Source organism: Geobacillus sp. LEMMY01, assembly GCF_002042905.1.
Lineage (GTDB): Bacteria > Bacillota > Bacilli > Bacillales > Anoxybacillaceae > Geobacillus > Geobacillus proteiniphilus.
Map to the genome: position 1 here is coordinate 1 of NZ_MVKA01000025.1, position 22,206 is coordinate 22,206.

Annotated in this window: 22 protein-coding genes; 15 read left to right on the forward strand and 7 right to left on the reverse strand. The window is 47.3% G+C overall.

Features of this window, described 5'->3' with window-relative positions; all coding sequences use genetic code 11:
* On the forward strand, positions 1–283 hold a 283-nt coding region (locus tag B1A75_RS12495), incomplete at its 5' end, for a transposase (protein ID WP_139761735.1).
* A 486-nt stretch (positions 284–769) separates the two neighbouring features.
* On the opposite strand, the gene B1A75_RS12500 is transcribed toward B1A75_RS12495, so the two are convergent.
* Entirely contained in the window at positions 770–2,029 is a 1,260-nt protein-coding gene (locus tag B1A75_RS12500) for a cell wall-binding repeat-containing protein (RefSeq protein ID WP_079936301.1), read from the reverse strand.
* A gap of 228 nt (positions 2,030–2,257) precedes the next feature.
* Here B1A75_RS12500 and B1A75_RS12505 point away from each other — a divergent pair, with 228 nt between their 5' ends.
* From B1A75_RS12505 to B1A75_RS12525, 5 genes are all read left to right on the forward strand, one after another.
* Positions 2,258–2,881, forward strand: coding sequence for a class I SAM-dependent methyltransferase (locus B1A75_RS12505; RefSeq protein WP_079936302.1), 624 nt, complete (start codon positions 2,258–2,260; stop codon positions 2,879–2,881).
* A gap of 5 nt (positions 2,882–2,886) precedes the next feature.
* Positions 2,887–3,447: a copper resistance CopC family protein gene (locus B1A75_RS12510; protein WP_176202415.1), complete on the forward strand. Its 561-nt coding sequence runs from the start codon at positions 2,887–2,889 to the stop codon at positions 3,445–3,447.
* 3 nt (positions 3,448–3,450) lie between these two features.
* Complete coding sequence (locus B1A75_RS12515; protein WP_079936304.1) at positions 3,451–4,530, forward strand: copper resistance D family protein; 1,080 nt, start codon at positions 3,451–3,453, stop codon at positions 4,528–4,530.
* Between the two features lie 106 nt (positions 4,531–4,636).
* Complete coding sequence (locus B1A75_RS20650) at positions 4,637–5,020, forward strand: transposase (protein WP_079936305.1); 384 nt, start codon at positions 4,637–4,639, stop codon at positions 5,018–5,020.
* A 142-nt stretch (positions 5,021–5,162) separates the two neighbouring features.
* Positions 5,163–6,350, forward strand: coding sequence for an IS701 family transposase (locus B1A75_RS12525; RefSeq protein ID WP_079936306.1), 1,188 nt, complete (start codon positions 5,163–5,165; stop codon positions 6,348–6,350).
* A 482-nt stretch (positions 6,351–6,832) separates the two neighbouring features.
* Here the strand turns inward: B1A75_RS12525 and B1A75_RS12530 are convergent, their stop codons facing one another.
* Positions 6,833–7,243 carry a hypothetical protein gene (locus B1A75_RS12530; RefSeq protein WP_079936307.1) on the reverse strand — a complete coding sequence of 137 codons (411 nt, stop codon included), beginning with the start codon at positions 7,241–7,243 and terminating at the stop codon, positions 6,833–6,835.
* 365 nt (positions 7,244–7,608) lie between these two features.
* On the opposite strand from B1A75_RS12530, the gene B1A75_RS12540 reads away from it, so the two are divergent.
* Positions 7,609–8,310: a hypothetical protein gene (locus B1A75_RS12540; RefSeq protein WP_013144191.1), complete on the forward strand. Its 702-nt coding sequence runs from the start codon at positions 7,609–7,611 to the stop codon at positions 8,308–8,310.
* A gap of 98 nt (positions 8,311–8,408) precedes the next feature.
* Here B1A75_RS12540 and B1A75_RS12545 read toward each other — a convergent pair whose 3' ends face one another.
* A complete protein-coding gene (locus B1A75_RS12545; protein WP_079936309.1) occupies positions 8,409–8,792 on the reverse strand; it encodes a hypothetical protein in 384 nt (127 codons plus the stop codon).
* Between the two features lie 199 nt (positions 8,793–8,991).
* Here B1A75_RS12545 and B1A75_RS12550 point away from each other — a divergent pair, with 199 nt between their 5' ends.
* The 3 genes from B1A75_RS12550 to B1A75_RS12560 all read left to right on the forward strand — a co-directional run bounded on the left by B1A75_RS12550 (position 8,992) and on the right by B1A75_RS12560 (position 11,560).
* Positions 8,992–9,516: a hypothetical protein gene (locus tag B1A75_RS12550; RefSeq protein WP_079936310.1), complete on the forward strand. Its 525-nt coding sequence runs from the start codon at positions 8,992–8,994 to the stop codon at positions 9,514–9,516.
* On the forward strand, positions 9,476–10,129 hold the full coding sequence (locus B1A75_RS12555) for a PspA/IM30 family protein (RefSeq protein ID WP_079936311.1): 654 nt from the start codon (positions 9,476–9,478) through the stop codon (positions 10,127–10,129). Before B1A75_RS12550 ends, B1A75_RS12555 begins: the two co-directional genes overlap by 41 nt.
* Before the next feature lie 198 nt (positions 10,130–10,327).
* Positions 10,328–11,560, forward strand: a complete 1,233-nt coding sequence (locus tag B1A75_RS12560) for an MFS transporter (protein WP_079936312.1) — start codon at positions 10,328–10,330, stop codon at positions 11,558–11,560.
* A gap of 82 nt (positions 11,561–11,642) precedes the next feature.
* On the opposite strand, the gene B1A75_RS12565 is transcribed toward B1A75_RS12560, so the two are convergent.
* Together B1A75_RS12565 and cas3 are read right to left on the reverse strand one after the other, a co-directional pair.
* A complete protein-coding gene (locus B1A75_RS12565) occupies positions 11,643–12,698 on the reverse strand; it encodes a DmpA family aminopeptidase (RefSeq protein WP_079936313.1) in 1,056 nt (351 codons plus the stop codon).
* 611 nt (positions 12,699–13,309) lie between these two features.
* A complete protein-coding gene (gene cas3 / locus B1A75_RS12570; RefSeq protein ID WP_176202416.1) occupies positions 13,310–14,686 on the reverse strand; it encodes a CRISPR-associated helicase Cas3' in 1,377 nt (458 codons plus the stop codon).
* 114 nt (positions 14,687–14,800) lie between these two features.
* On the opposite strand from cas3, the gene B1A75_RS12575 reads away from it, so the two are divergent.
* The gene (locus tag B1A75_RS12575; protein WP_079936315.1) at positions 14,801–16,237 is read left to right on the forward strand and encodes a DDE-type integrase/transposase/recombinase; all 1,437 of its coding nucleotides are present in this window, start codon (positions 14,801–14,803) and stop codon (positions 16,235–16,237) included.
* A 713-nt stretch (positions 16,238–16,950) separates the two neighbouring features.
* On the opposite strand, the gene B1A75_RS12580 is transcribed toward B1A75_RS12575, so the two are convergent.
* Positions 16,951–17,376, reverse strand: a complete 426-nt coding sequence (locus B1A75_RS12580) for a DUF6114 domain-containing protein (protein ID WP_079936316.1) — start codon at positions 17,374–17,376, stop codon at positions 16,951–16,953.
* A gap of 21 nt (positions 17,377–17,397) precedes the next feature.
* Positions 17,398–17,988, reverse strand: a complete 591-nt coding sequence (locus B1A75_RS12585; RefSeq protein WP_011232510.1) for a DUF6230 family protein — start codon at positions 17,986–17,988, stop codon at positions 17,398–17,400.
* 227 nt (positions 17,989–18,215) lie between these two features.
* Between B1A75_RS12585 and B1A75_RS12590 the strand changes: the two genes are divergently transcribed.
* From B1A75_RS12590 to B1A75_RS12605, 4 genes are all read left to right on the forward strand, one after another.
* Positions 18,216–19,391 (forward strand): helix-turn-helix domain-containing protein, encoded by a 1,176-nt coding sequence (locus B1A75_RS12590; protein WP_079936317.1) that lies wholly within the window; start codon positions 18,216–18,218, stop codon positions 19,389–19,391.
* A gap of 125 nt (positions 19,392–19,516) precedes the next feature.
* Entirely contained in the window at positions 19,517–20,887 is a 1,371-nt protein-coding gene (locus B1A75_RS12595) for a PepSY-associated TM helix domain-containing protein (protein WP_079936318.1), read from the forward strand.
* 144 nt (positions 20,888–21,031) lie between these two features.
* Positions 21,032–21,268 carry a YuzF family protein gene (locus tag B1A75_RS12600; RefSeq protein WP_013144273.1) on the forward strand — a complete coding sequence of 79 codons (237 nt, stop codon included), beginning with the start codon at positions 21,032–21,034 and terminating at the stop codon, positions 21,266–21,268.
* Positions 21,269–21,288: 20 nt separating this feature from the next.
* The gene (locus B1A75_RS12605) at positions 21,289–22,188 is read left to right on the forward strand and encodes a manganese catalase family protein (protein WP_011232506.1); all 900 of its coding nucleotides are present in this window, start codon (positions 21,289–21,291) and stop codon (positions 22,186–22,188) included.
* Positions 22,189–22,206 lie beyond the last annotated feature (18 nt).

Genomic DNA, 22,206 nt, shown 5'->3' on the forward strand with positions numbered 1-22,206 from the left:
CGATGGATATAACGAAGCAAAGGAACGCTTGGAAGAATGGATTCAGTTAGCCAAACAGAGCCCTTTTGCTTCTTTTCAGGAAGCAGCCAACACGCTTGAAAGGTGGAAGGAGCCTATTCTTTCCTACTTTTTGTGCCCATATACCAATGCCCGAATCGAGGGGACGAATCACAAGATCAAAAACATCAAACGCCGGGCATATGGCTATCGAAATCTAGAACGGTTTCGTTTGCGTGTATTTCTGGAGTGTACAGGGAACACTACAGGTAGTCAGGTTGCTTAAGCGCTCCCTTCTTCCGCTATCGGTATGATAGTTGGTAGAATGGAACCCGTCAAGGAAAGCACTTGACTGTTTCCATTCTACCAACTTCGTGGTCTGTATGCGGAAGAAGGATCCTGACTGATGAACCTATTTCATCCAGCTAACATGTTTCTAGGATTGAGTAGAAATCACAGAAAATGGTGAAGACCCTTTATTTTTTGACATTAGACGCAAGAAAAATTTAATGGAAAGCATACGCTTCAACACCCGCAAAAATAAAATGAGGGCATAGACGATCTGATTCACTCCTTTTGAATAATGCCTCTTGCAACATACCAAGAACTCTTTACAAAAAATATAACAGATTTTTAATGAAAGATATTTTTACTTAAAAATACTCGAATCAATAAAGTTATATGGGATGGGAGAAAAAATTTAGTTTGAACCCACAAAAAACCGTACAGATGTATTTCTGTACGGTTATAAAAAATTTATCTAATTTTTTTCTTAATGACTGCCATGCCCCTCTCCACTCTCTGGAACAATTTCAAGCTTTTCATCAATAACCCCTTGTGTTTGATACGAAATCAGTTTTTCTGTTCCGGATAAATAAGCATGATTATACGGTCCTACAGTTGGATCGTTTTCAAACGTTGGTTTTAAGGTAGCCATAAGCTCATAAACTTCTGGGGTAAGTTCGCCATTCTCCAGCCAAATAAGTGGCGCATGTTTTCCCAAATGTGAAAAAGGCGCTGCTGCTAATGCCATTTCAGGAGATTTGGTCGAAACAAATGATAAACCGTGTCCCGGATTGTTTAATCCCCAACCAAATCCTGTTTTCTTATCTTTAAAAGTCGCAAATGCAACAGACTGTTGAGTTGGAGTATCTCCTGAAATTCGTGTAACCTTTCCAAATTCTTTTAACTTCTCTTCGACTTCCTTTGATATTATGGACTGAGGACCTAAAATGTAGATATTCGCTTTTCCTTTTCTTTTTTTCAATGCTTCTTCTGTTTGTTTCGGAATTTTATTTTGACTAACGTATAAAATCGGTTCTTCCATATGAGCAATCCAATTGGCCGCAGGAATCGTATAAAGTTTTGCTTTTTCCTCAAAAGAACCAATGATGACACTCTCTGGTAGTTTACCTGCTACTTCAGCATACAATTGATCAATTTTTTGTGCTAATGCTGCATAATCGGTTTCATTAATTTGTTGAACTTTATAACGTTTTAGTTTATCCAACTCTTGTTTCGGCAAGTTACCGATAACAAAAATTTGTGTACCGTCTTTAATCCCAAGTGGATTTAAACGTTGAATTTCATTCAACACTTGATTTGGAATTGTATTGTTTTTTGTAAATAAAATAGGTCCGTTATTTGGATGATGAATAAGATCAGCTGCAGCCAATGTTGCTTGCCAATTTTCAAGGGGAGCTAGGATAATCCCATTTGGTTGATTTTCTTTATGAGTAGCCGGCCATATCGTTTGTGATACTAATACCGAAAGTTCAACTGGATCATCAGTATTTAATCGAGTAACGTTTTTTGTTGACAATGTAAGAAGATTTTTACTCGCTTCTTCATTATATACACTCGGTTCTTGAACAACTATAGCTGTGTTTTCCTTGTCATTGCTTGCTCCATTCGATTGACTACTTCTATGCTGACTATGCTCCATTGATTGCTCTGCTTTTTTTGAGTCATTTCCATTTTGTGCGCTACAACCTGCCGCAATAATAGTAGACGCAAAAAGTGCAATTAACATTTTGAGAATTTTTTTTTGTGTTCATCTATCCATATTACCCTCCTTGATTTCTATTATGTTCAGTGATTAAACTGTTAAAAAATACTTGTTTAAAGACTCTTAAGCTTTTTTCAACATACCGTATATTTCTACTTTTTTTATATTATCTTGAATTTGTGCAGAATTTATGGATTTTATTTAATTGACTTAATCAATGCTCAAATGCCATGTAAAAAGGAGAAAAAGAAAATGAATAACAAATGGAATCGGATTATTTATAAATGTTGGGCTCCTTTTTATGATTTATTTTTTAATAGAGGTGTGTTTTATTCAGCGCGAAAACAGATATTTCATGAATTTCCTTTTGGAGATGGTGAGAATGTTCTATTTGTTGGAGTAGGAACGGGTGCTGATTTAGCCTTTTGTCCATTAGAAAAAATAAATGTAGTTGCTATTGATTATTCTAAAGAAATGCTGGAAAAAGCAAAAAATAAGTATCAGAATGAAAATATAAAATTCATTCAAATGGATGCTCAATCTCTAACATTTCCAAACAATTCATTTGATGTAGTAGTAGCAAGTTTAGTCATAAGCGTAGTCCCTTCCCCCGAAAAAGTGATGTCAGAAATCGTGCGTGTAACGAAGAAAGGTGGACGTATTATTATATTTGATAAATTTGCACCTAAACATAGAGAACTGTCATTCGGAAAAAAAGTAATTCGTCCCATCATCAAGCTGTTGGGTACTGACATAGGTATTTCATTTGAAAAGGTTTACAAAAATGTCAAACATGAATGTTACCTAGTTGAAGATAAAGATGTTATGATTAAAGGTATGTACCGAAAAATCATATTAAAAAAACTAGGTGATTAAACATGATGAAAAAAATGATTCTAATGATGTTTCTTATCTTTTTATGTATTCCATCCATCGGACATGCTCATAGTTACTTATCATCTTCTAATCCGAAAGAAAGAGAAACCGTAACTACACCACTAAAAACAATTACTCTTACATTTGAGACAAAAATAGAGAAACTAAGCACAATGCATCTTCTCAGCTCAGGAAATGAAATACCTTTCAATAATATTACTGTAAAAGACAATCAACTTATTGGTACTTTTTCAACCCCACTTGAGAACGGTTCATACACAATTGTATGGAAAATTGTTGGAGAAGATGGTCATCCAATCACTGGTCAAATTCCGTTTGATGTAAAAGTAGCGAAAAACAACACAAAAACACCATCCCAACCATCTTCCTCTATAACGAAACCAGACAGTAGCGAAAAGAATACAGAACTTGAAAAAAGTCAGAAAAAAGAAGAAGATAGCCAAGCAAAAAATACATCTTCCAGCACATTGATCAGAATTTTAACAGTTAGCTTAGGTATTATTCTTATCGTTGGTTTGATATCAATCTTAAAAAAGAAGGGATAAGCATTGCCATTCATTGTTTCTCTTAGCGAATTTTTTAACTATATTTTCTATTCTTTACTTGCTGGTCATGTTGCATTATCTTTTGTACCTGATGAAAAAAAACCAAAAATCATCATTCCAAAACCAATGCTCCTTTTATCTATATTAGGCATCATCGTCTCATCCTTTGGTCCAGTTTTACAAGTCATTTTTTATTTTTCTGATGGCAGTGACTATTTTAATCAGAAATCATGGTCAATCTTAACTGACTTTCAAGTTGGAAAAGCGTGGATTTTCATTGATTGGGTGGCAACCTTCTTGTGGATGACCGTGTATGTGGAAGGTTCGAAATATTTACAAGCCTTTTGGTTATTATTGATGATTTTAGCAGTTGGTTACGCTAGCCATGTTGCATCATTATCATTTTGGACTGGGCTGCTTTCTCACAGTATTCACTTTTTAGCAGTAGCATTATGGACTGGAATTCTCATTCATGTTGCGTGGTTTTCAAAAAACCTTCATAACTGGATGACCTTTTTAAAATGGTTTACACCATTTGCTATTGGTTGTATGGTAATCATATTAACAAGTGGCTTTTCTGTGATGCTCTTTGTAGTAGATATAAGTGATTATATCAATTCATGGGTTCTGCCTTATGGTCAAATGTTATTATTAAAGCATATCAGTATCATACCTTTACTTGCATTTGCACTAATCAATGGAATTCTTTTAAGGAGATTGTCAGCGCAGCCTAATCTTAATATTCGAGCTTGGTTGAAAGCTGAAACCATCATTATTACTGTCATATTCTTTTTCACAAGTATACTTGGCACCTTATCTCCCCCACACGATATAGATTTTACAGTTAAATCTGAGGGAGCATCCAAGTGGCTTGAATACTTAATCGGCAAAACGATTATAACTCCCGTTAATCTAAAACCAATGTTTTCTATTGAAGGATTCTTCTTAATACTCTTTGGTTTTATGTTTTTAGTGATGATATTTTTAAGCTTTTACAAAAAGATGAAGCCGTATTTTGCAGTAGTTTGTGGATTGTTATTTATAGTTTGTACTTATTTTGGTCTAATGGTGAGTATAAAATAATTGGTTAACATAAAAAATTTGCCCGAGGTTGTGATTACCTCGGGCATTAATTTCAATATAGTTGCTAATTTCTCTAAAGGTAGAACGAAGCACGGAATCGTTTGACATGTCACTAGGTTGCTTAGTCAACGTACGGAACATCTTACAGAAGAAGAACGATAAAAAAATACGAGAGTGGTGTCAAAAAGACGCTCCATTACATCGCTTGTACCAATCGCTTCAACATCTTAGTTACGTACTCAAAAGTGAAACGAAGAAGCAAACAGACATTCGCCTTAAGCAATGGTTCGATCATTATCTCTTTAACGATTGTGCTGCAGTAAAAAGTATTGCCAAAACGCTTGTCACTCGACGAGAAGCATTACTTTTGCGTACCCTTTTCTCTTATTCGAACAGCATCATGGAAGGGACAAATAATAAATTAAAACTGATCAAACAACGGGCATTGGATATCGAAACATCCAACGATTTGCATTGCGCGTTCGGTTAGAAACAGGAAGCATATCTTAGTCACTGTAGATGAGCAAATTCACTAACATAAATTGACAACCAAACAAAAAAGGAGACATGAACCGGACTCCTTGGTTAAAATAGATGTGCTAACCAACCATTCACAAGGAGGTTCATGTCTCATGAATAGATTAGCACATCATCAAGGAATCCACAAGTTTTTCTTCGCATTGGGGTTGGCATTGCATTTCTCGAAGCCGGTTCTGAAGCATCTCATTCATATCGTCGATGCCTTGACCACCAAGGGATTCTCGGGAACATTGACTGATATTCATCACTGGGGCTTTCATCCGAATCATCGAACGACGCTCAGTCACTTTTTCACGAAAAGCCCTTGGAACGAGGAAAGGCTGCTTGGGAAGCTTCAAGAGTGGATCCTTTCCCAGGTCGAACGACTGGCCAAACGGAAAAATCAACCCCTTTTTGTTTCAATTGATGATACGATTTGCCAAAAAACGAAGCCTTCGTCACGGGCTGCACACGCCATTCAAGGGTGTGATTGGCACTACTCGCATAAAGATCATCAATTGGTTTGGGGGCATTCGCTCGTTTGGCTGATGGTGCACACCTTCACGCAAGCGTTTCCGTTCGCGTTCCGCTTGTATGACAAGAAAGCGGGAAGAAGCAAAATCGACCTGGCGATCGAGATGCTTTCCTCGATCAAGGTGAAGCTGACTCAGCCGGTGTATGTGTTGATGGACTCTTGGTATCCGTCCAAAACGCTCATCGAAGCCTGTCTGAAACAGGGATTCCATGTCATCGCGATGCTCAAGACGAACCGGATTCTCTACCCGAAAGGCATCGCGATCCAAGCGAAGCAGTTCGCCCGCTATGTCGAGCCCCAAGACACCCGCCTCGTCACGGTGGGTCAGGAGCGTTACCGCGTGTATCGCTATGAGGGGGCCATCCATGGCCTCGATGATGCGGTGGTGCTCTTCGCTTGGAAGGCGGATCAGCCGATGACACCAGAACATCTCCATGTCGTCTTGAGCACCGATCGGGAGCTGAGCGACGAAGACATCTTGCGTTACTATGCTCAGCGTTGGACGATCGAGTGCTTTTTCCGGCAGGCGAAAGATCAACTGAAGCTTGATGGATACCGCGTTCGCCACATTCGGGCGGTGAAACGGTATTGGGCGGTGGTGCTGCTCTCCTGCGTGTACAGCATCGCCGAATCCCAACAAAACCTTTCCGCTGGACTGGAGCTTCTTCGATCACGGAAAGGCCACAGCGTCGTCGAGTTCATTTATGACGCCGCGAAGCAAGATATTCCCATTGATGTGATCAAAAAACAGCTCCATGTCGCCTAAGGGGTACCCTGTTTGTCTGTTGGGTTATGGAAATTATTGTAATGAAAAATGCTCATCTACAGTTCTATTGATAAAAATGAGGGTGTCCCAAAAGGATCGAGACACCCTCTTTCGTTTCTATATATACGCACCGACCGATTCTTAAGCACTATATTTTGCGCCTATTCTGAAGACAGACTTCCTTTTGAGTCAGTCCCATGCCTAAAATGAAAAATATTCTTTTCTTCATCCCATGGGCACAAACACTATGTATGGATAGAGCGATTTTTAACGCTGAACTTGACGGATATGGACATGGATGAGAGCATCTACGTCTAACATAATACGGAACGACTAACGATGGTAAAAAAAAAGATTGCCATCGCTAGTCGTGTTGGCCAAAACGTTATTCTGAAAAGCGAGATAAAAAATCCTTTGTTTTGACCTTGTTAGGGTGCGAAATGTGAGCTGGCGTTCAAATAATCCACTTTGTTAAGCATTGCCTACTCATTGAGCAAACGTTTCAATTCTGTTTCATATTTTGAAGGAACGACCCCATATTTTCCTGTTTTTTTATCGAAGATCATTGTGTTATTCTTCTTAAACCAAATGTTGTAATTGAATAGCCTGTCCTTCGTTTTTGGATGTTCGAGCCAAAAACGATAGTCGGGTTGACCTTCATCGACTTTGGCTGTTTTTGACCATTCTACAAATTTCATAATTTCGATTATTCTATTTACTTTTCTTTTGTCTCGAATTTCATGAATGCTAGAAAAGTCCTCCATTCTGCTTGTTACTCGAATGACTTCTACCTCCTTTCGATTGAAATCTGTTTTTGCTGATGTTTGAAAGAAAATCACTGCTCCGCATACGCATAAAAGAAGAATAGACAGCAAACCATAAAGTTTTCTCATAGGGAATTCACCTCGCATGTATAAAGTTGACATTGCCAAAAAATCAAACATTCTTCGTATTCTTTTGTATGAAAGACTGGGTGAGGAATCATATGTTTTCCTTAACCGATGGTTCTTGAACGGTGAGACAGGCGTTATAAAGTTTCTCAGTTTGATAAGCACTATGGTTGAACCTTATGTTCTGTTTCGTTCTGTTTCATCACCCGCCTTCTCAGATTCTATTACCCTATTCAACATCTTCCCTGCCTCTCTTGCAAATAGTCTTGTGATTATATCATAGCACAATAACAGAAAAATGTTTATTTACAAAAAAATGTTATTGTTTATAATAATCATAAAATATTGGATTTAGGGGGGATTGATTTATGAGAAGATTTTCTTTTTGCTTCCTATCGTCCGTTTTCTTGTTGGTTATAGCCCTTTTTTCACCAACTTCCCGTGTAGGGGCTGAGCAGTTCATTCAGAACAAAGTGAAGCTCAAAAACGTATTTGTGGACATTCATTATGACAAATCACAAGTAAATTTGGTTCGAACGGAAGATCAGAATTCCACTAAAATTAGCCTAGTCGATAAAAAATCGGGAAAGATTTTAGAAACATACGGTGAAATTATACAGCCCCTAGAACAAGTTGCAACAAAAACAGTTGGAATGAATGATGCATCGGTTGCAAATGCATCTGGAACATATTCGATTTCGACTGTCTATCGCGAACGAAATGACGGTCCAGCCGTTTCTAGATTGAGCACCCAACTTTACATCTATTCATATGATTCGTTTCGTCAAATTAATAAAGTATTGAACACCTGGTGGTCTGAAGCTAGTGGAGGAAGTTGGTATTTGACTCGTGACGTAGCCAACACAGTTTCAATGACTGGATCCTTTCCTACTACAAAAGTGCAGACATCAGGAAGTGCTACAATTGAAGTGAAGACTAGCTATAGTATAACAGGATCATTTTCCATTTCGGCTCTTAAAGAGGCTGGGTTCACGTACGGCTATTCATCAGGGTCAGATATTTATTATAGAAAACCGATCAACTTAGGGTTCGTGTATTCACTTTATTAGGGGGGTCGGGGGGCGACACGCTTGCCTTCCTCTTGAAAGCAAAAGGCGCTCCAGGCAGACGGGGGCGCCTTTTAATCATCATAGCTGCATAAGCCGCTTCAGCGTTTTTTCCAAAACGAAGCGTTGCCCTGTGTTAGGCGATGCAACAGGTGGAGGGCGTTAATAATCATAAAATAAATCAACGCATTCACGATGGCATTGACATAGGGCATGACCAAGTCTCCGACATCTCGGATTTCGATGGGAAACAGGCGGATGATGATGACAGAGATCGCGATGATGAGGAACAAACCGATTAGAGCGCCACCCAACCGCGCATGCGGATTCCATCGAATTCTCGCCAAGCCGACGATCAACGAGCCGATGGCGAATCCGAGAAACGAGCCGTACGCATAGTACCCGGCGTTAAACGTGGAAAACAAAAAGGAAAACAAAAAGACAAACAAAGCGCCGCCAACATCAAGCCCATACGACCGAACCACGTCTTCCCCTCCTTCGTCCCCACAATGTCAGAAAAAACAGATGCCCGCCAAAATCATCGTCCATCTCGCGGCGGATCCCCTATTCATGATATACTCAAAAATCCTTCAAAAAAATGTTCGCTTTTCACCTAATTTTCTCCTTCCTCCTCTACAATACAAACCGTAAGCCAGTCCACTGCCGAAAAAAGGAGGTGACGATGTGAAAAAGGCACAAACTTTTCTATTCATCGCGCTCGTTGCTCTCGCTGGATGGAGCGCGTTTCATGTTCTGACGCCGCATGAAGTGATGGCGCACGGCCGTCCGGGCGTTCCATTTGCCGGCGTGCACGGTGGATTCGGACATCACCATCGAGAGTTCGGCATGGGACCGCGCGAAGGCTGGATGATGGCAGGCTTGTTCATGCGGTGGCTCATCCCGCTCTTGCTCGTGGGCGCTGGGGCGATATGGCTCGCAGTGAAGCGGTCGAAGCGCTGGATCGGTTGGGCGCTTGTCGCTTTAGGCGTTGCTGCGATCTTGCCGAAATGGGTGCTGATCTTGCTGGCGCTAGCTGCCGTGTACGCCTTAGGACGCCGCCAAGCGCGAAATCCGCTTGCCGCCGAAGCATGGGCGCCAGCACTGCCGTCCGTTCCCGTCGATTGGTTGGATGAATGGGAGAAAACGATACAAAAGGAGGCCAAACAACATGGGCATTTTTCGCCGGATCAAAACGATCGTTCTCGCTGAAGTGAACGAACAAATCGATCAATGGGAAGACCCGATCGCAATGTCGAAACAATACTTGCGTGAGCTTGAGCAACAGCTCGAACAAGGCCGCCAAGCGCTCGCCCGGCAATGGATCGCCGAGCGGCGCTATGAGACGCTCATCGCCCAAGCCGAAGCGACCATTGAGAAACGAAGCCGCCAAGCGAAACTGGCGCTCGAGCGCAACGAAGAATCGGTCGCCAAACTGGCGCTGCGCGATAAACTGCTGTACGAGAAAAAGCTGGAGGCGTACAAACAACAATACGAAGCCATCAAAGCGAAAACAGCTGAGGTCGCCAATCGCTTGAACCAACTGCGCGAGCGGTACGACGAGCTCGCCGCCAAGCAGCTCGAGCTCGCCGCGCGGGTGAACGCCGCCCAAGCGTTGAAACAAATCGACACGGCGCTCGCTTCGTTTTCCGCCGATGAGGCGCTGCGCGGTTTCGCCCGCATGGAAGAGCGCGTCATCGCCTTAGAAGCCGAAGCGGCCGCCGCCCGGTTCGGGACGAATGCTGCGTTGTCCCCCGTGCCATTTGATGAAGAAGTCGCACGTGAGTTAGCCAAGTGGAAAGAAGCCCAAGCCAATAACGCCTAATCCCCTCCCCCTTTGACATAGATGACCCCCTTGCCGGGCAGGCAAGGGGGATGGTGTTTGTTCAGGGGAATGACGCCGCTCCCCACCGTCGCACGGCCTGACTGTCGCTTCCCCCGTTCAGAAGCAAAATCGTTTCCTTTGTTTTTCCATCGTGGTAAAATCATTAGAGAAGCGAAATAATACAGGAGATGACCTTCTGTGAACTGGAAACGAAGCGTCCGCGTTCTTTGGCTGTGCAATTTCATGGTTTCTGCCGGGATGACGATGGTCATTCCCTTTTTGTCGCTCTTTTTATGGCAAATGGGCGTCACTGAGCACCACGCCTTGAGCGTCTGGACGGGGCTTGTGTTTTCCGTCACGTTCGTGTCAGCCGCTGTCATGGCGCCGATTTGGGGGGTATTCGCCGATAAGTACGGCCAGCGCGCGAACCTCATCCGCGCGGGGATCGGCATGGGCCTTATCACCGGATGCATGGCGTTCGCCGCCTCACCGATGGCGCTGCTTGCTCTCCGATTTCTTGTCGGCTTTTTCTCTGGATTTATCACTGTCTCGTTTTCATACTTGGCCCGCGTTGTGCCGAGAGACCATAGCGGCGAGGCGCTCGGGACGCTGCAGACGGGAAGCATCGCCGGCAACATCATCGGGCCGCTCATCGGCGGCGCCTTATCCGACCTGTTCGGCTTCCGCCCGGTGTTTCTCGTGACCGGGCTTTGCATTTTACTGACGCTCTTGCCGGTCATTTTTTGGCTCGAAAAAGACCCGGTCGTGCCGCAGACGAAAGAGAATCAAGCGAGTTTCAAAGACGTGTTCGCCCATCGGCCGCTCACCGTCTTATTTATCGCCACTTTTCTCGTGCAAATCGCGGTTCTTGGCGTCAACTCGATGATGACGATTTTTATCCAATCGCTTATCGGCCATTCTAGCAATCTCGCATTTTTATCCGGCCTCGCCTCGTCGATCACCGGCATCGCGACGATCATCGGCGCGCCGTATTTAGGGAAGCTCGGCGACCGGATCGGGCAAGCCAACATGCTGCCGATTTTGCTTGTGCTGTCCGGCTTGTTCGCCTTGCCGCAAGTATGGACGGACAACATTTATGAGCTGTACGTGTGGCGCTTTTTGCAAGGGCTTGTTGTCGGCGGCGTATGGCCGTCTATTCAAGCGCTCATCAATGCGCAAAGCCCGCGCCGCATTCAAGGCCGCGTGTTCGGCGTCACCGCCAGCAGCCGCTTCCTCGGCAACTTGACCGGCCCGACCGCCGCCGGCGCGATCGCAGGGTTCTTTTCGATTTCCTCGATTTTTGCCTTGTCCGGATTGCTTCTGATCGCCACCGGCGCATTGGTCGGGTATGCGACGCATGACCGTGCATGGCGCGAGGAAATGAAAGAGAGGATCGCCGCTTGGACGCATCGTCTCCATAGTCGGCACTGACAACCACAGCGGCAAGAGGCGCGGCAGAAAAAACGAGACGGCCCGAAGGACCATTCCTTTCGAGCCGTTTCCTCTCACCGTTTCATTTCTCTGTCCATTTGATCCATCGAAGCAACGAATACGGAATCGCTTCCCCGACGCGTCCATTTCGTCCGGTCGTCGTCTCCGCCATCGTGAGCGAATTCCAAATCGCTTCTTCGACCGCCTCGATCGCCGCCTGGAACAGCTCATTCATGAGCGGCGCATCGTCGCGGACGAGCGGAGGCAGCGGTTGGTGGGAAGAATCAGCGAAATGCCGAATCATATAAGCATTGGAAAACGCGATGACAATATCGCCGCTCCCATGATGGACATGGCTTCCCGTCCGCGCCAACCCCACCGCCGCCCGCTTCGCCAGCCGCTTCAACTGCCGCGCATCAAGCGGCGCATCGGTCGCGACGATCATCATAATCGACCCGGGCGGCACATCCCGTTCATCGAACGACGGCGGCACATACGGCACCAACCGCAACTCCTCGCGCCGGCCGAAATTGCTCACGACCAGCGCCCCGACTGTATACATCCCGCCCGCGATCCGCGATGAGCTGCCAATGCCCCCTTTCCAGCCAAAGCACATCATCCCCGTTCCTGCGCCGACCGCCCCTTCTTCCATATCGACGCGCGCTGTGGCAATCGCCTGTTTCGCATGCTCCTTCGTCACCGCCATCACCCGCGCCGTATTCAAATAGCTGTCATTGCATTCCCCGACGACAATGTTGACCGACCCAGTCGTATCTCCGATCTCCGGCGTCATCGCAAGCATATGCTCGAGCGTCCCTTGCCAAACCGCCCCAACGCTGAACGTATTCGTCAGCATAATCGGCGACTCGATCGTCCTAAGCTCCTCAACTTGCACCAACCCGACCGTTTTCCCAAAACCGTTCAAAACAAAACAAGCCGCGGGCACCTTCTCCAAAAACCAATTGCCCCCATGCGGCAGCACCGCCGTCACCCCTGTGCGGATCACCGTCCGCTCATCCATATCTTCCCGAATCGTCACGTGCCCAACCTTCACCCCAGGCACATCGGTGATTTGATTGCGCTCCCCTGTCGGAAGCGTGCCGATGGAAAAACCAAGATCGCGGAGTTTAGAGCGCATTGCAACCTCCGTTTACTTCCGAATGATGTGAAGCCAACTGATGGAAACAACTCCAAACGAACCAAAAGCTTGGACATTGAACGCTCTCCCACCTACGCTCACGCGTGGAAGTGGGGGTCTCCTCGGCGCGAGATGATAAATTCCCAAATATTTTTTCCATATCTTTGTTGAATCGACATCATCATTTCTTTGGTTTGGTTGCAACCCAACAGTCTTGTACCTACTCATCCGGTTCGAATGATTCTTTTATTTCAAAGTTTCAATCCCTCATAGGTACGATAAAAACTTTTCGTCCACAACCCTATCTGCTCCCGGGACAAAGGTTTCAATCCCTCATAGGTACGATAAAACCTGGGATGTTTTGTTTGTGATTCTCGTGTATGATTTGTTTCAATCCCTCATAGGTATGATAAAACCCCCAAAAAATGCTTGATATATCAAGATTTTTCCTCCAAGACTATTTTCAGAATATCATACTCCGAAAAATTCTGCCAATAATCCTCATCCTCGATGGCTGTAAGCTTCAAGCGCATAAAAAGATTGTCGTCAATCCCTTGGGATTTTTGCACGATTGGGGGTCGACGACAATTAAACAGTTATCAATCGCTCTTCTAATATAAATAAGCCTCTTTAAAACCGGTCTGCACATCATAAAATGCATCCACCTGATCGGGAGACACCCAAAGGAAATTCGCTTTGACACCTCCACGCGCCGCAAACTCCGCTAGCTGGCTGTCCACCAACCGATTGACCCTTACTTGAACCATATATTGGCTCATCGTTGTTGTTATCCGACGGAGAACAGCTCTCTTTTCGTAAAAAGACATATTTGTCGCCATCATAACACGCTCATACTCATCGGCTAACTCGGTTGCCTCTTCTGTCAATTCAATAAACACATCAGCCACTCCGTCCGTCTCAATCAACTGAAATTCATTGAGTTTTTCCAAATTAAGCCGACAAATCGCTTCATTCCATAGATCGCGTGAGATATCCATGGGAAGATGTTTTGCTAAATTCTGATAGTAGTCAAACAACAAACGTGGAAAGAGCGGTTCAGGCACTTCTTGATACATTTCCAACAGTTTTTTTGTCCAATTGAGATGATGGGAGCCATATATATATTGTGCATCCTCTTCAAGCCGCATCACATACACTGGGCAAAGTTCCCCTTTCTTTCCATGGCGATTCACCCTGCCCGCCGTTTGGATAATCGATTCTAATGGAGCGAGATCGCGATATCCAATGTCAAAGTCCAGATCGACCCCTGCCTCAATCGCTTGGGTAGAGACTAAAATCACAGGATTTCCTTTCGAATCAGCCAATCGCTCCCGCACTGCCTCGATTACTTGGCTTCGTTGCCAAGGAACGATATTAGTCGACAAATAGAAAATTTCCACATTCCGCAATACCCCTTCCGACTGAGCCTTTTTCAGCAATTGGTAAATCTCCTTGCTTCTACGAATGGTATTCATTACAACCAATGCGGATTGATGCGGCTGCCGAGTATCAAGAAACAAGCTGAAAAAATCTTCAGCGTTTCTCTTACGCTCGATCCTGGAAATGAGCTGGGTGCGAGTGAAGCTAGCGAAGTACTCTCTATGGCTAGGCAATAGTTCTATAGGCTTGCAGAACGATTGACCAAGCAATCGATCCCCCAGCTCCAACAATTTCGGCTGAGTGGCAGTCATTAAGATGAATCTGGTTCCATAGTACTCCGCCATTTTCCGCAATACAGCTCCTATCAGCGGCATATATTTTTCTGGAAGTGTTTGTACCTCATCGAGGATCACAATGCTTCCAGCCAGCTTATGAAATTTCCTGAGCGGACTGTTCCGATTGGTAAAGATCGAATGGCACAGCTGGACGAACGTTGTCAATACGACATCGGCTTCCCATGCCTCCGTTAGTAACAAACGTTGGTCTAGCGGTAGCTCTTCCCCCTCTTCAGTAGAGGGTATTGTCAAAAGTTTATCCTCCACACTCACGGTTTTCTCTTGAGTTTCAACGGTTGGAAGAAAAAAAGCTTGCCACCCCCGTTGTTTTCGGCCATCATTGAGGTAACCACACACTCAACAGCCAAAACAAAGGAGTGACAAGCTTTGTTACCTCAATTATTAGCCTATTTGCTCGAAATAATCAAGACCCAATATCAAATCATTGTGTATTTGATGGGTGTGATATTGGGAAAATCCTTGAATCTCGAGGACTTGGACGAACCCATCCAAAAGCCGTACCGGAAACTTCAGGTCGATGACCTTCCGATCATCGATGTGCCGGAAACCCTTGATTACCGGAAGCTGTTGGCGGACTACGAAGCCCAGCACGGACGTCCTTTACGGCCCATCCAGCGCCGCGCGAAGGCGAAACACCGTGTTCCGGATTCGTTGACCTGCCCTCGCTGCCAGGCTCCCTCTTCTTACCTGTACGCCAATAACGGCGGAAACGGGCAATACCAATGCAAAGTGTGCCAGTGCCGGTTCAACCACCGAAATCGGTTCACCAAGCAAGCGGTCTTTCGCTGCCCGCACTGCAAAAAGACGCTGGAAAAAATCAAGGAACGCAAAGAATACAACATCTATAAGTGCAAGAACAACGATTGCCCGTTTTACCAGGCCAACCTTCGCCGGATGACGAAGAAGGAGCGCCAACAGTTTCAACAGGATCCTCAAGCCTTCAAGGTGCGGTATTTGTTTCGAGAGTTCTTGTTTGACTTTCTCCCGTTGGCTTCCTCGTCGCCCATCAAGCCGAAGGTCGATTTGTCCCGGCTGGCTGCGTCGCCGCACGTGTTGGGGCTCGTGTTGACGTACTACGTCAACTTTGGGATGTCCTCGAGGGAGACCGCCGCCGCCATGAAGGACATCCATGGYGTCTCGATCTCCCATCAGACGGTGCTCAACTACGCCAACAGCGTCGCGCTTTGGATCAAGCCCTTTGTCGACCGGTTCCCGTATGAGCTGTCCGGTTCGTTTTGCGGGGACGAGACGTATATTCGCGTCAAAGGGCGCTGGCATTACCTGTTCTTTATGTTCGATGCCGTCAAAAAGATCGTGCTGTCGTATCGCGTCTCGCCCCATCGAGACACGCTCTCGGCCATTCAGGCCATCGATGATGTCCTGCGGAAGCTGCCGTCCCTCCCAGACGACTTGTCGTTTGTCGTGGATGGCAACCCGATTTACCTGCTGGCGCAACACTTCTTTGCCCAGCACGGGATTTCGTTTGACGTCCGCCAGGTGATCGGCCTGACCAACGAAGATCCGGTCTCGGAAGAGTTTCGCCCTCTCAAGCAGATCATCGAGCGATTCAACCGGACCTTTAAAGGCAACTACCGCCCGACCCATGGGTTCGGTGCGGAAGAAGGCTCGGTGTCCTTTGTGACGCTGTTTGTGGCGTATTTCAACTTTCTGCGCCCGCATAGCGCGCTCGAAGGCCGGGTGCCGGTCGTCATCCCGGAATTGGCGGATCTTCCGCATATGCCGGCTCGGTGGACGAAGCTCATCGCAATGGCACAAGCGTTTCTCCAACAAGAGGCGGCCTGACTTTTTTGTCCTCCGGAGCCCGTTGAACAGAACTCCTGCCGGATTCGGCGAAGCGAACCCTTGACCAACCGAACACCGCCAAAGGTAAAATTCGGTAAAGACAAGGGCGGCTTTCTTATTGTCTTCTTTTTTGTCCCCGTCGCCCTTGACGACTCTTCCGCACCTTTGGCGGGTGTTGGTCAAGGGCGAATCCGGTTCTCCGCATGCCCAATGATGCTCAATGGGATGATCTGTGTGGAGTTTTCATAGAACTTTTGACGCTACCGCGAAGCCAAAGTTACAGGCGAATTTATATTATTGGCAATAAGTTACAACCTGCGCAAGCTCCACTCAGCTAAATACCCCAAAAAGTCTACCCAATATAAACGGGAGAGGTCTGCCCAAAAACGGAAAAACGCAGCATAAAGGGGAAAAATAACAAATAAAATTAAGTTTTTGAACCCCAAGATCAACAAAAAATTGGCAAAAACAGAACTTCATGCCTTAAGGTGTAACCTCAAAAATCGATCCGTCGGACAGACTCCTAGGCATCCATCCTCGCGCCTAGATACACGCCCGAAGTGTGCCCAAATGCCTCCGATCCCTTTTGTATCAAGGGGCGAGAGGCATTTTGTTTGCCTAGTGACTGTCGAACTCGGGGGGAAAAAAGAGATAAAAAAAGAAGGCCGAACGAGCGAATATTTCGCTTCGTTCGGCCGAGCGATCGGCGCCTGTTAGTCGGTTGCGGCGGATGGCTCTTTGTCTGCCGCTGCTTCACGATGAGCGGCAGGAGTGTCGGCTTCGGCCCATTGCGGGCGCCAGGCGATGCAAAGCGCTCCGCCGATGATGCCGAGAATGGTGCCGATTAAAAATCCCCCCAAGGCGCCCATAATCGATAAAATCGCGCTGAACATGCCGATGATGCCGAGCAATGTCGACAGCCGCGGCATGGCGTAGGAAAGAATCCCCATCAACATGACCATGCCGCCAAGGAAAAAACCGGAAAAGACCATGCTTCCGGGAACGAGAGAAATTTCGTATAGCTGCATCGGAATCCATAAAATCACAAGGCTTGATAACAAGAGAAACGTTGCCCCCCAAAACGGGCGGCGTTTCCGCCAGCGACCGAACGCCTGCCAGCTAGAACGAATGATGCCCAATGTTTCTCATCCTTACTGAAATTAGTTGAGTTTTTCAAAGTACACTTTCATGCCCGGCAGCGACACTTTTTGCTGGAATAAGTAGACGGTTTTGATATCACCGTTTTCGATCGTAATGCTGTCGGCTCCTTGTGTGAATTCTTTGGCCGCTTTCTCGACTGGGTTGCTGGTATCGCCGACATAGCTTTCTTTCATCGTCAAGCTGCCGAAGGAGATGTTGCCGTTGATTTGCGTCGCTTTTTGCACGAGGCCGTCAATGGAGACAGGCTCGCTCGCGACAATGACGACGCGAATGCCCAAGGCCGGGAAGTCTTTCGAAATCCGAAGACCTTGAATCGTCGCTTTATCCATTTCATTGACGAAGACCGGCGTCTGCGGCGCATTGCCTGCTTCCGCCACGCCGCCGTACATTTTAAACCCGCTGCCATTCAGTTTGTCAAATTGAACGGTAAATTCGCCGACCCCGCTGATTGGTACGGCATAGGCGACGCCTGTCAGCCCGAAGATCGACAGCAAGGCTCCGAGAAGCAGGAACCCTCCCAACAGTGCGGCGATCAGCGGCTTTTTCGCTGTACGCCCCCCAATGATGACCGGTTTTGTTGCCATTTCCATGGCGTTTCTCCTCCCCCTTTTTTTGAATGATAAGCGCTGTAAGCGCTTTAGTGAATCTGTTTAAATTTTATGACAATTATACATTCCATTAAATCCCTATGTTTGTCGGATTTTTTAAGTGCTCTTGGACAACCGTGACGGGCAAAAGAAGGAATTGACCGATCGAATTAAGAAAGTAGATGATCAAAGTAGTCGATAACTAGCGGGGATGCGGGGGGAGGATGGGGATGTCGAAGGAATTAAACGATCATTTGCTTCGTTTGCTGCACGAAGCGGCGAACATCTTGCACATGTATGAGGCGGAATTGAACCGGGAATGGAAGCGGATCGGCGAAGCGCTTGGCAAGCGGAATGCGCGGGTTCAAGAGGTGTTTTTCGCGCTGTGCGCATTCGTTCAAGCAAGATTGCTGCCGTACGGGGGCGAACATTCAGCGGATGGGCATCTTGAGCGCATCGCGGCGTTTCATCCGGAGATGATCATCTTTTCTCTGAATTTAATGGAAAATACGGTTCATCAAGTGTTGAAGGCGCATGCGTCAGCGGCCGCTGCGCTACACCCAGCCGTGCGGTATTTGTTTTTCAAATGGAATGAATGGCTGTTGTATGAAGTGAATGAACAATCATTCAAAAGCGGCGATCGTTCTTCGTGGAAGAAGGAATCGTTGTGGAAAGATGCCGTCATTTTGTTCAACGAATGGATTTTGCAGGCGCAAACGTTTGAGGAATCGGCAGCGCATATTTGTTTTGGTTTTTCCTATTTTCTTCCTTTCAACCGGTGCGCGCTGTTTCAATTTGTCAATCGGGAGAGCACAGCCATCGGTCTGTGCGGACATGGGGTGGACAACGGGCAAATCCAGCGTTTGCGCGTGGAATTGGACAGCATTCCGATGTTGAAAGAAAGCGTGGGGAAATTGAAAGCGGAAGTGCATGAATTTCGCCATTTTCGCCCGATTTACGTGCCGAGGGCGAGCGAACAGTTTCCGCGCCTGTATGTGGATCCGTTCGGTTTGGCCTCGTTGGTGATCGTCCCAGTGTATGTGCCGACGGAAGGGCGAATGATTGGTGGCGTCGTTCTCGACCGTGGACCGGGCCGCTTCTTTGACGTTGACCGCCGCCTGTTTCCCGCGCTGATGAAATTTGGCCAAAGCGCGGGGGAGTTGCTGCTGAAATGGATCGAGGCGCCAAAAAAAGAATGGGAAGGGATGGCTGAATCCTTGTCGCCAAGAGAAATCGAGATTTTGAAGCTGCTCGCGGACGGAGCCTCGACATTGGAAGCGGCCTGTCAGCTTTATTTGAGCGAATTTACGGTGCGCGACTACATTTCCAGCGCCTTAAGGAAACTCAACGCGAAAAATCGGACGGAAGCGGTGGCGAAAGCGCTGCGTCTTGGGTTGATTGGATGACGAGGCGGACCGGTCTGTCCGGCTGTTTCATTTCACACCATTTTCGCCGATTGCTCACCGTTTGGACACAGTTTTGTTCTATACTGCCTACTGAAAAACATGAAAACATGGCAGGGGGGAAAACTGTGGAACAAACGGTGAAGGCGGCGGACAAACAGCGGCCGATGTATGCGGCGGTCTGGAGGTGGCATTTCTATGCTGGGATCATCTTTGCGCCGTTTCTGATCATTTTGGCGTTGAGCGGGGCCGTCTATTTGTTTAAGCCGCAGATCGAATCGGCTCTGTACGGCCATTTGTACGAGGTGGACAAGGTTGGGGAAAAAAGGCTGTCTCTCGTTGAGCTGACGGAACGGGTCAAGGAGAAATATCCGCATGATTCCGTTGTCTCTGTGACGCTTGAGAAGGAAGCGAATCGGACCGTGAAAATCGGGATGATGGACAAAGGAGAAATGGTGTTTGCCTTTGTCAATCCGTATACCGGGGAGATTCAAGGGACATTGCGCGCGGATGAGAATTGGACGGAAATCGCGAAAAAAATCCACAGCGAGCTATTGATTGGCGGAACGGCGGCCAACCGTTTTGTAGAGCTGGCGGCTTGTTGGGGCTTCATTTTGCTTGCCACGGGCCTCTATCTTTGGTGGCCGCGGCAATCATTCTCTGTTCTCGGGACGTTTTGGCCGCGCTGGCGGGCGAAAAAACGGTTGGCTTGGCGCGATTGGCATGCAGTGACAGGCATATGGTTGAGCATCGGTATTTTGCTGCTCATTGTGACAGGGATGCCGTGGACAGGGGTCATGGGGGAGGTCATCAACCGCGTGGCGACGGCGACAAACACCGGGTATCCGCCGTTTGCGTTCAGCTTCGGACCGAAGCCGGAGTCGAAAGTGGTCACCAAAGAAGTGGCGCAAGACGTGCCATGGGCGGCCGAACAACTGCCTGTGCCTTCTGTTCGCAAGCGCAAGGCGGCTTCGTTGTCGCTCGATGAGGTGTATGCGATCGCGGAGGCGAAAAAGGTGAAAAAGCCGTTCACCATTTCGCTGCCGCAAGGGCCGAAAGGGGTGTTTACCGTTGCGACATCGAAGACGAAGCCGTGGGATAACGCCACCTTGCATATTGACCAATATTCGGGACGGGTTCTGAGCGATGTCCGCTTTTCCGACTACGGCGCATTGGCCAAAGCGATTACGATTGGCATCGCGTTCCATGAAGGGCGGTTGTTTGGGCTGGCCAATCAGCTCGTCAATCTCGTTTTTTGCCTCGGGCTTGTGTTTTTGTGCGTCAGCGGCTTTGTCATGTGGCGCAAGCGCAAGCCGAAAGACGGTTTCGGCGCTCCGGCGAGGGTGAAAGACCCTCAAGCGGCGAAAACGGTGTGGGGCGGCATGATCGCCGCGGCGGTCGTGATGCCTCTATTTGCTTTGTCGCTCGCCGCAATTTGGCTGTTTGATCGTTTTGTTGTGCAAAAGATTCCGAGCATTCGCCGCTTTCTAGCGGCGTAAACATCTTTGGAAGCGGCTTGAATGTCCTTGAGCATCAGGCCGCTTTCTTTTCTCGACGTTGGGTTTTTTTGTCATGTTCTGCATGGGGCGGCATATGGATAAAAAGGGAATCTTCTTCAGCGCATCAAAAGGGAGGAAATGAGAATGAACCAGCCCTACGCGTCCCATGCTTCGTCACCGCAGCTCATTGCCCTGGTTGACCCGTATGTGTACCACGCTTTCCAAGCTTTGAACGGCAAAGAAGTGGTGGTGGAAACAGTCCGCGGTTCGATCCAAGGAACTGTGAGGGATGTGAAGCCGGACCATATCGTCATCTCGGCGCATCAGGCGGTTTATTACATCCGCTTGGCGCAAGTGGTGTCTGTTCGCCTCAGCAATTAATGGAGAGGAGGAAAAGAGTCGTGGTATTTCAGCGGATCGACCGGCTGGCGATCGAATTGCCGAAGCCGAAGTACGCGGACCCCAATGCGGCTGCCGCTGTCCAGGAGCTGCTTGGCGGCCGTTTCGGAGAAATGTCGACGTTAAACAATTATTTGTTTCAGTCATTCAATTTTCGGCAAAAAAAGAAGCTGCGCCCGTTTTACGAGTTGGTGGCGAGCATCACCGCCGAAGAGTTTGGCCATGTGGAGCTCGTGTCCAATGCGATCAACCTTTGCTTGACCGGCTCCACCCATCCGGGTGATCCGGATACAGCGCCGATGAAGGATGCGAAAGACAAGCGCAATACGTATCATTTTATCGCGACGGCGCAGACGGCGTTTCCCGGCGATTCGATGGGGAAGGCGTGGACGGGGGAGTACGTGTTCAACAGCGGCAACTTGATTTTGGATTTGCTTCACAACTTTTTCCTTGAATGCGGAGCGCGCACGCATAAAATGCGCGTCTATGAAATGACGGACCATCCTACCGCCCGCGAGATGATCGGCTACTTGCTTGTGCGCGGGGGCGTTCATATTTTGGCGTACGCCAAAGCGATCGAAGTGGCTACGGGGGTCGATGTGACGAAACTGCTGCCGATCCCGAAGTTGGATAACCGTGTGTTCGACGAGGCGAGAAAGTATGAGGATCAAGGCGTCCACCGCCGGCTTTATACGTTCAGCGATCGCTATTACAAAGAAATCGTCCGCATTTGGCAAGGAACCCATCCAAGCGATGGACAGCCGCTCGAGGTGGTCGAAGGAGCGCCCCAAGGGGGGGCGATCCCCGATTTGGACGAAGTGCCGGAAGAATTCGCCCCCGGGATTTCGGCCGAAGATTTTTTCGAAATCGCCAAGCGGCTGCAGCGGTCGGCAGGGTTGTGATGAGGCGCCCAACGGCGC

What these genes read in the sequence shown, in the direction of transcription:
- B1A75_RS12590 (WP_079936317.1), top strand. Translation starts at nt 18,216, where the DNA reads ATGTCGAAGGAATTAAACGATCATTTGCTTCGTTTGCTGCACGAAGCG.
- B1A75_RS12505 (WP_079936302.1), top strand. Translation starts at nt 2,258, where the DNA reads ATGAATAACAAATGGAATCGGATTATTTATAAATGTTGGGCTCCTTTT.
- B1A75_RS20650 (WP_079936305.1), top strand. Translation starts at nt 4,637, where the DNA reads ATGTCACTAGGTTGCTTAGTCAACGTACGGAACATCTTACAGAAGAAG.
- B1A75_RS12540 (WP_013144191.1), top strand. Translation starts at nt 7,609, where the DNA reads ATGAGAAGATTTTCTTTTTGCTTCCTATCGTCCGTTTTCTTGTTGGTT.
- B1A75_RS12500 (WP_079936301.1), bottom strand. Translation starts at nt 2,029, where the DNA reads ATGTTAATTGCACTTTTTGCGTCTACTATTATTGCGGCAGGTTGTAGC.
- B1A75_RS12600 (WP_013144273.1), top strand. Translation starts at nt 21,032, where the DNA reads ATGAACCAGCCCTACGCGTCCCATGCTTCGTCACCGCAGCTCATTGCC.
- B1A75_RS12585 (WP_011232510.1), bottom strand. Translation starts at nt 17,988, where the DNA reads ATGGAAATGGCAACAAAACCGGTCATCATTGGGGGGCGTACAGCGAAA.
- B1A75_RS12510 (WP_176202415.1), top strand. Translation starts at nt 2,887, where the DNA reads ATGAAAAAAATGATTCTAATGATGTTTCTTATCTTTTTATGTATTCCA.
- B1A75_RS12555 (WP_079936311.1), top strand. Translation starts at nt 9,476, where the DNA reads ATGGGCATTTTTCGCCGGATCAAAACGATCGTTCTCGCTGAAGTGAAC.
- B1A75_RS12530 (WP_079936307.1), bottom strand. Translation starts at nt 7,243, where the DNA reads ATGAGAAAACTTTATGGTTTGCTGTCTATTCTTCTTTTATGCGTATGC.
- B1A75_RS12525 (WP_079936306.1), top strand. Translation starts at nt 5,163, where the DNA reads ATGAATAGATTAGCACATCATCAAGGAATCCACAAGTTTTTCTTCGCA.
- B1A75_RS12565 (WP_079936313.1), bottom strand. Translation starts at nt 12,698, where the DNA reads ATGCGCTCTAAACTCCGCGATCTTGGTTTTTCCATCGGCACGCTTCCG.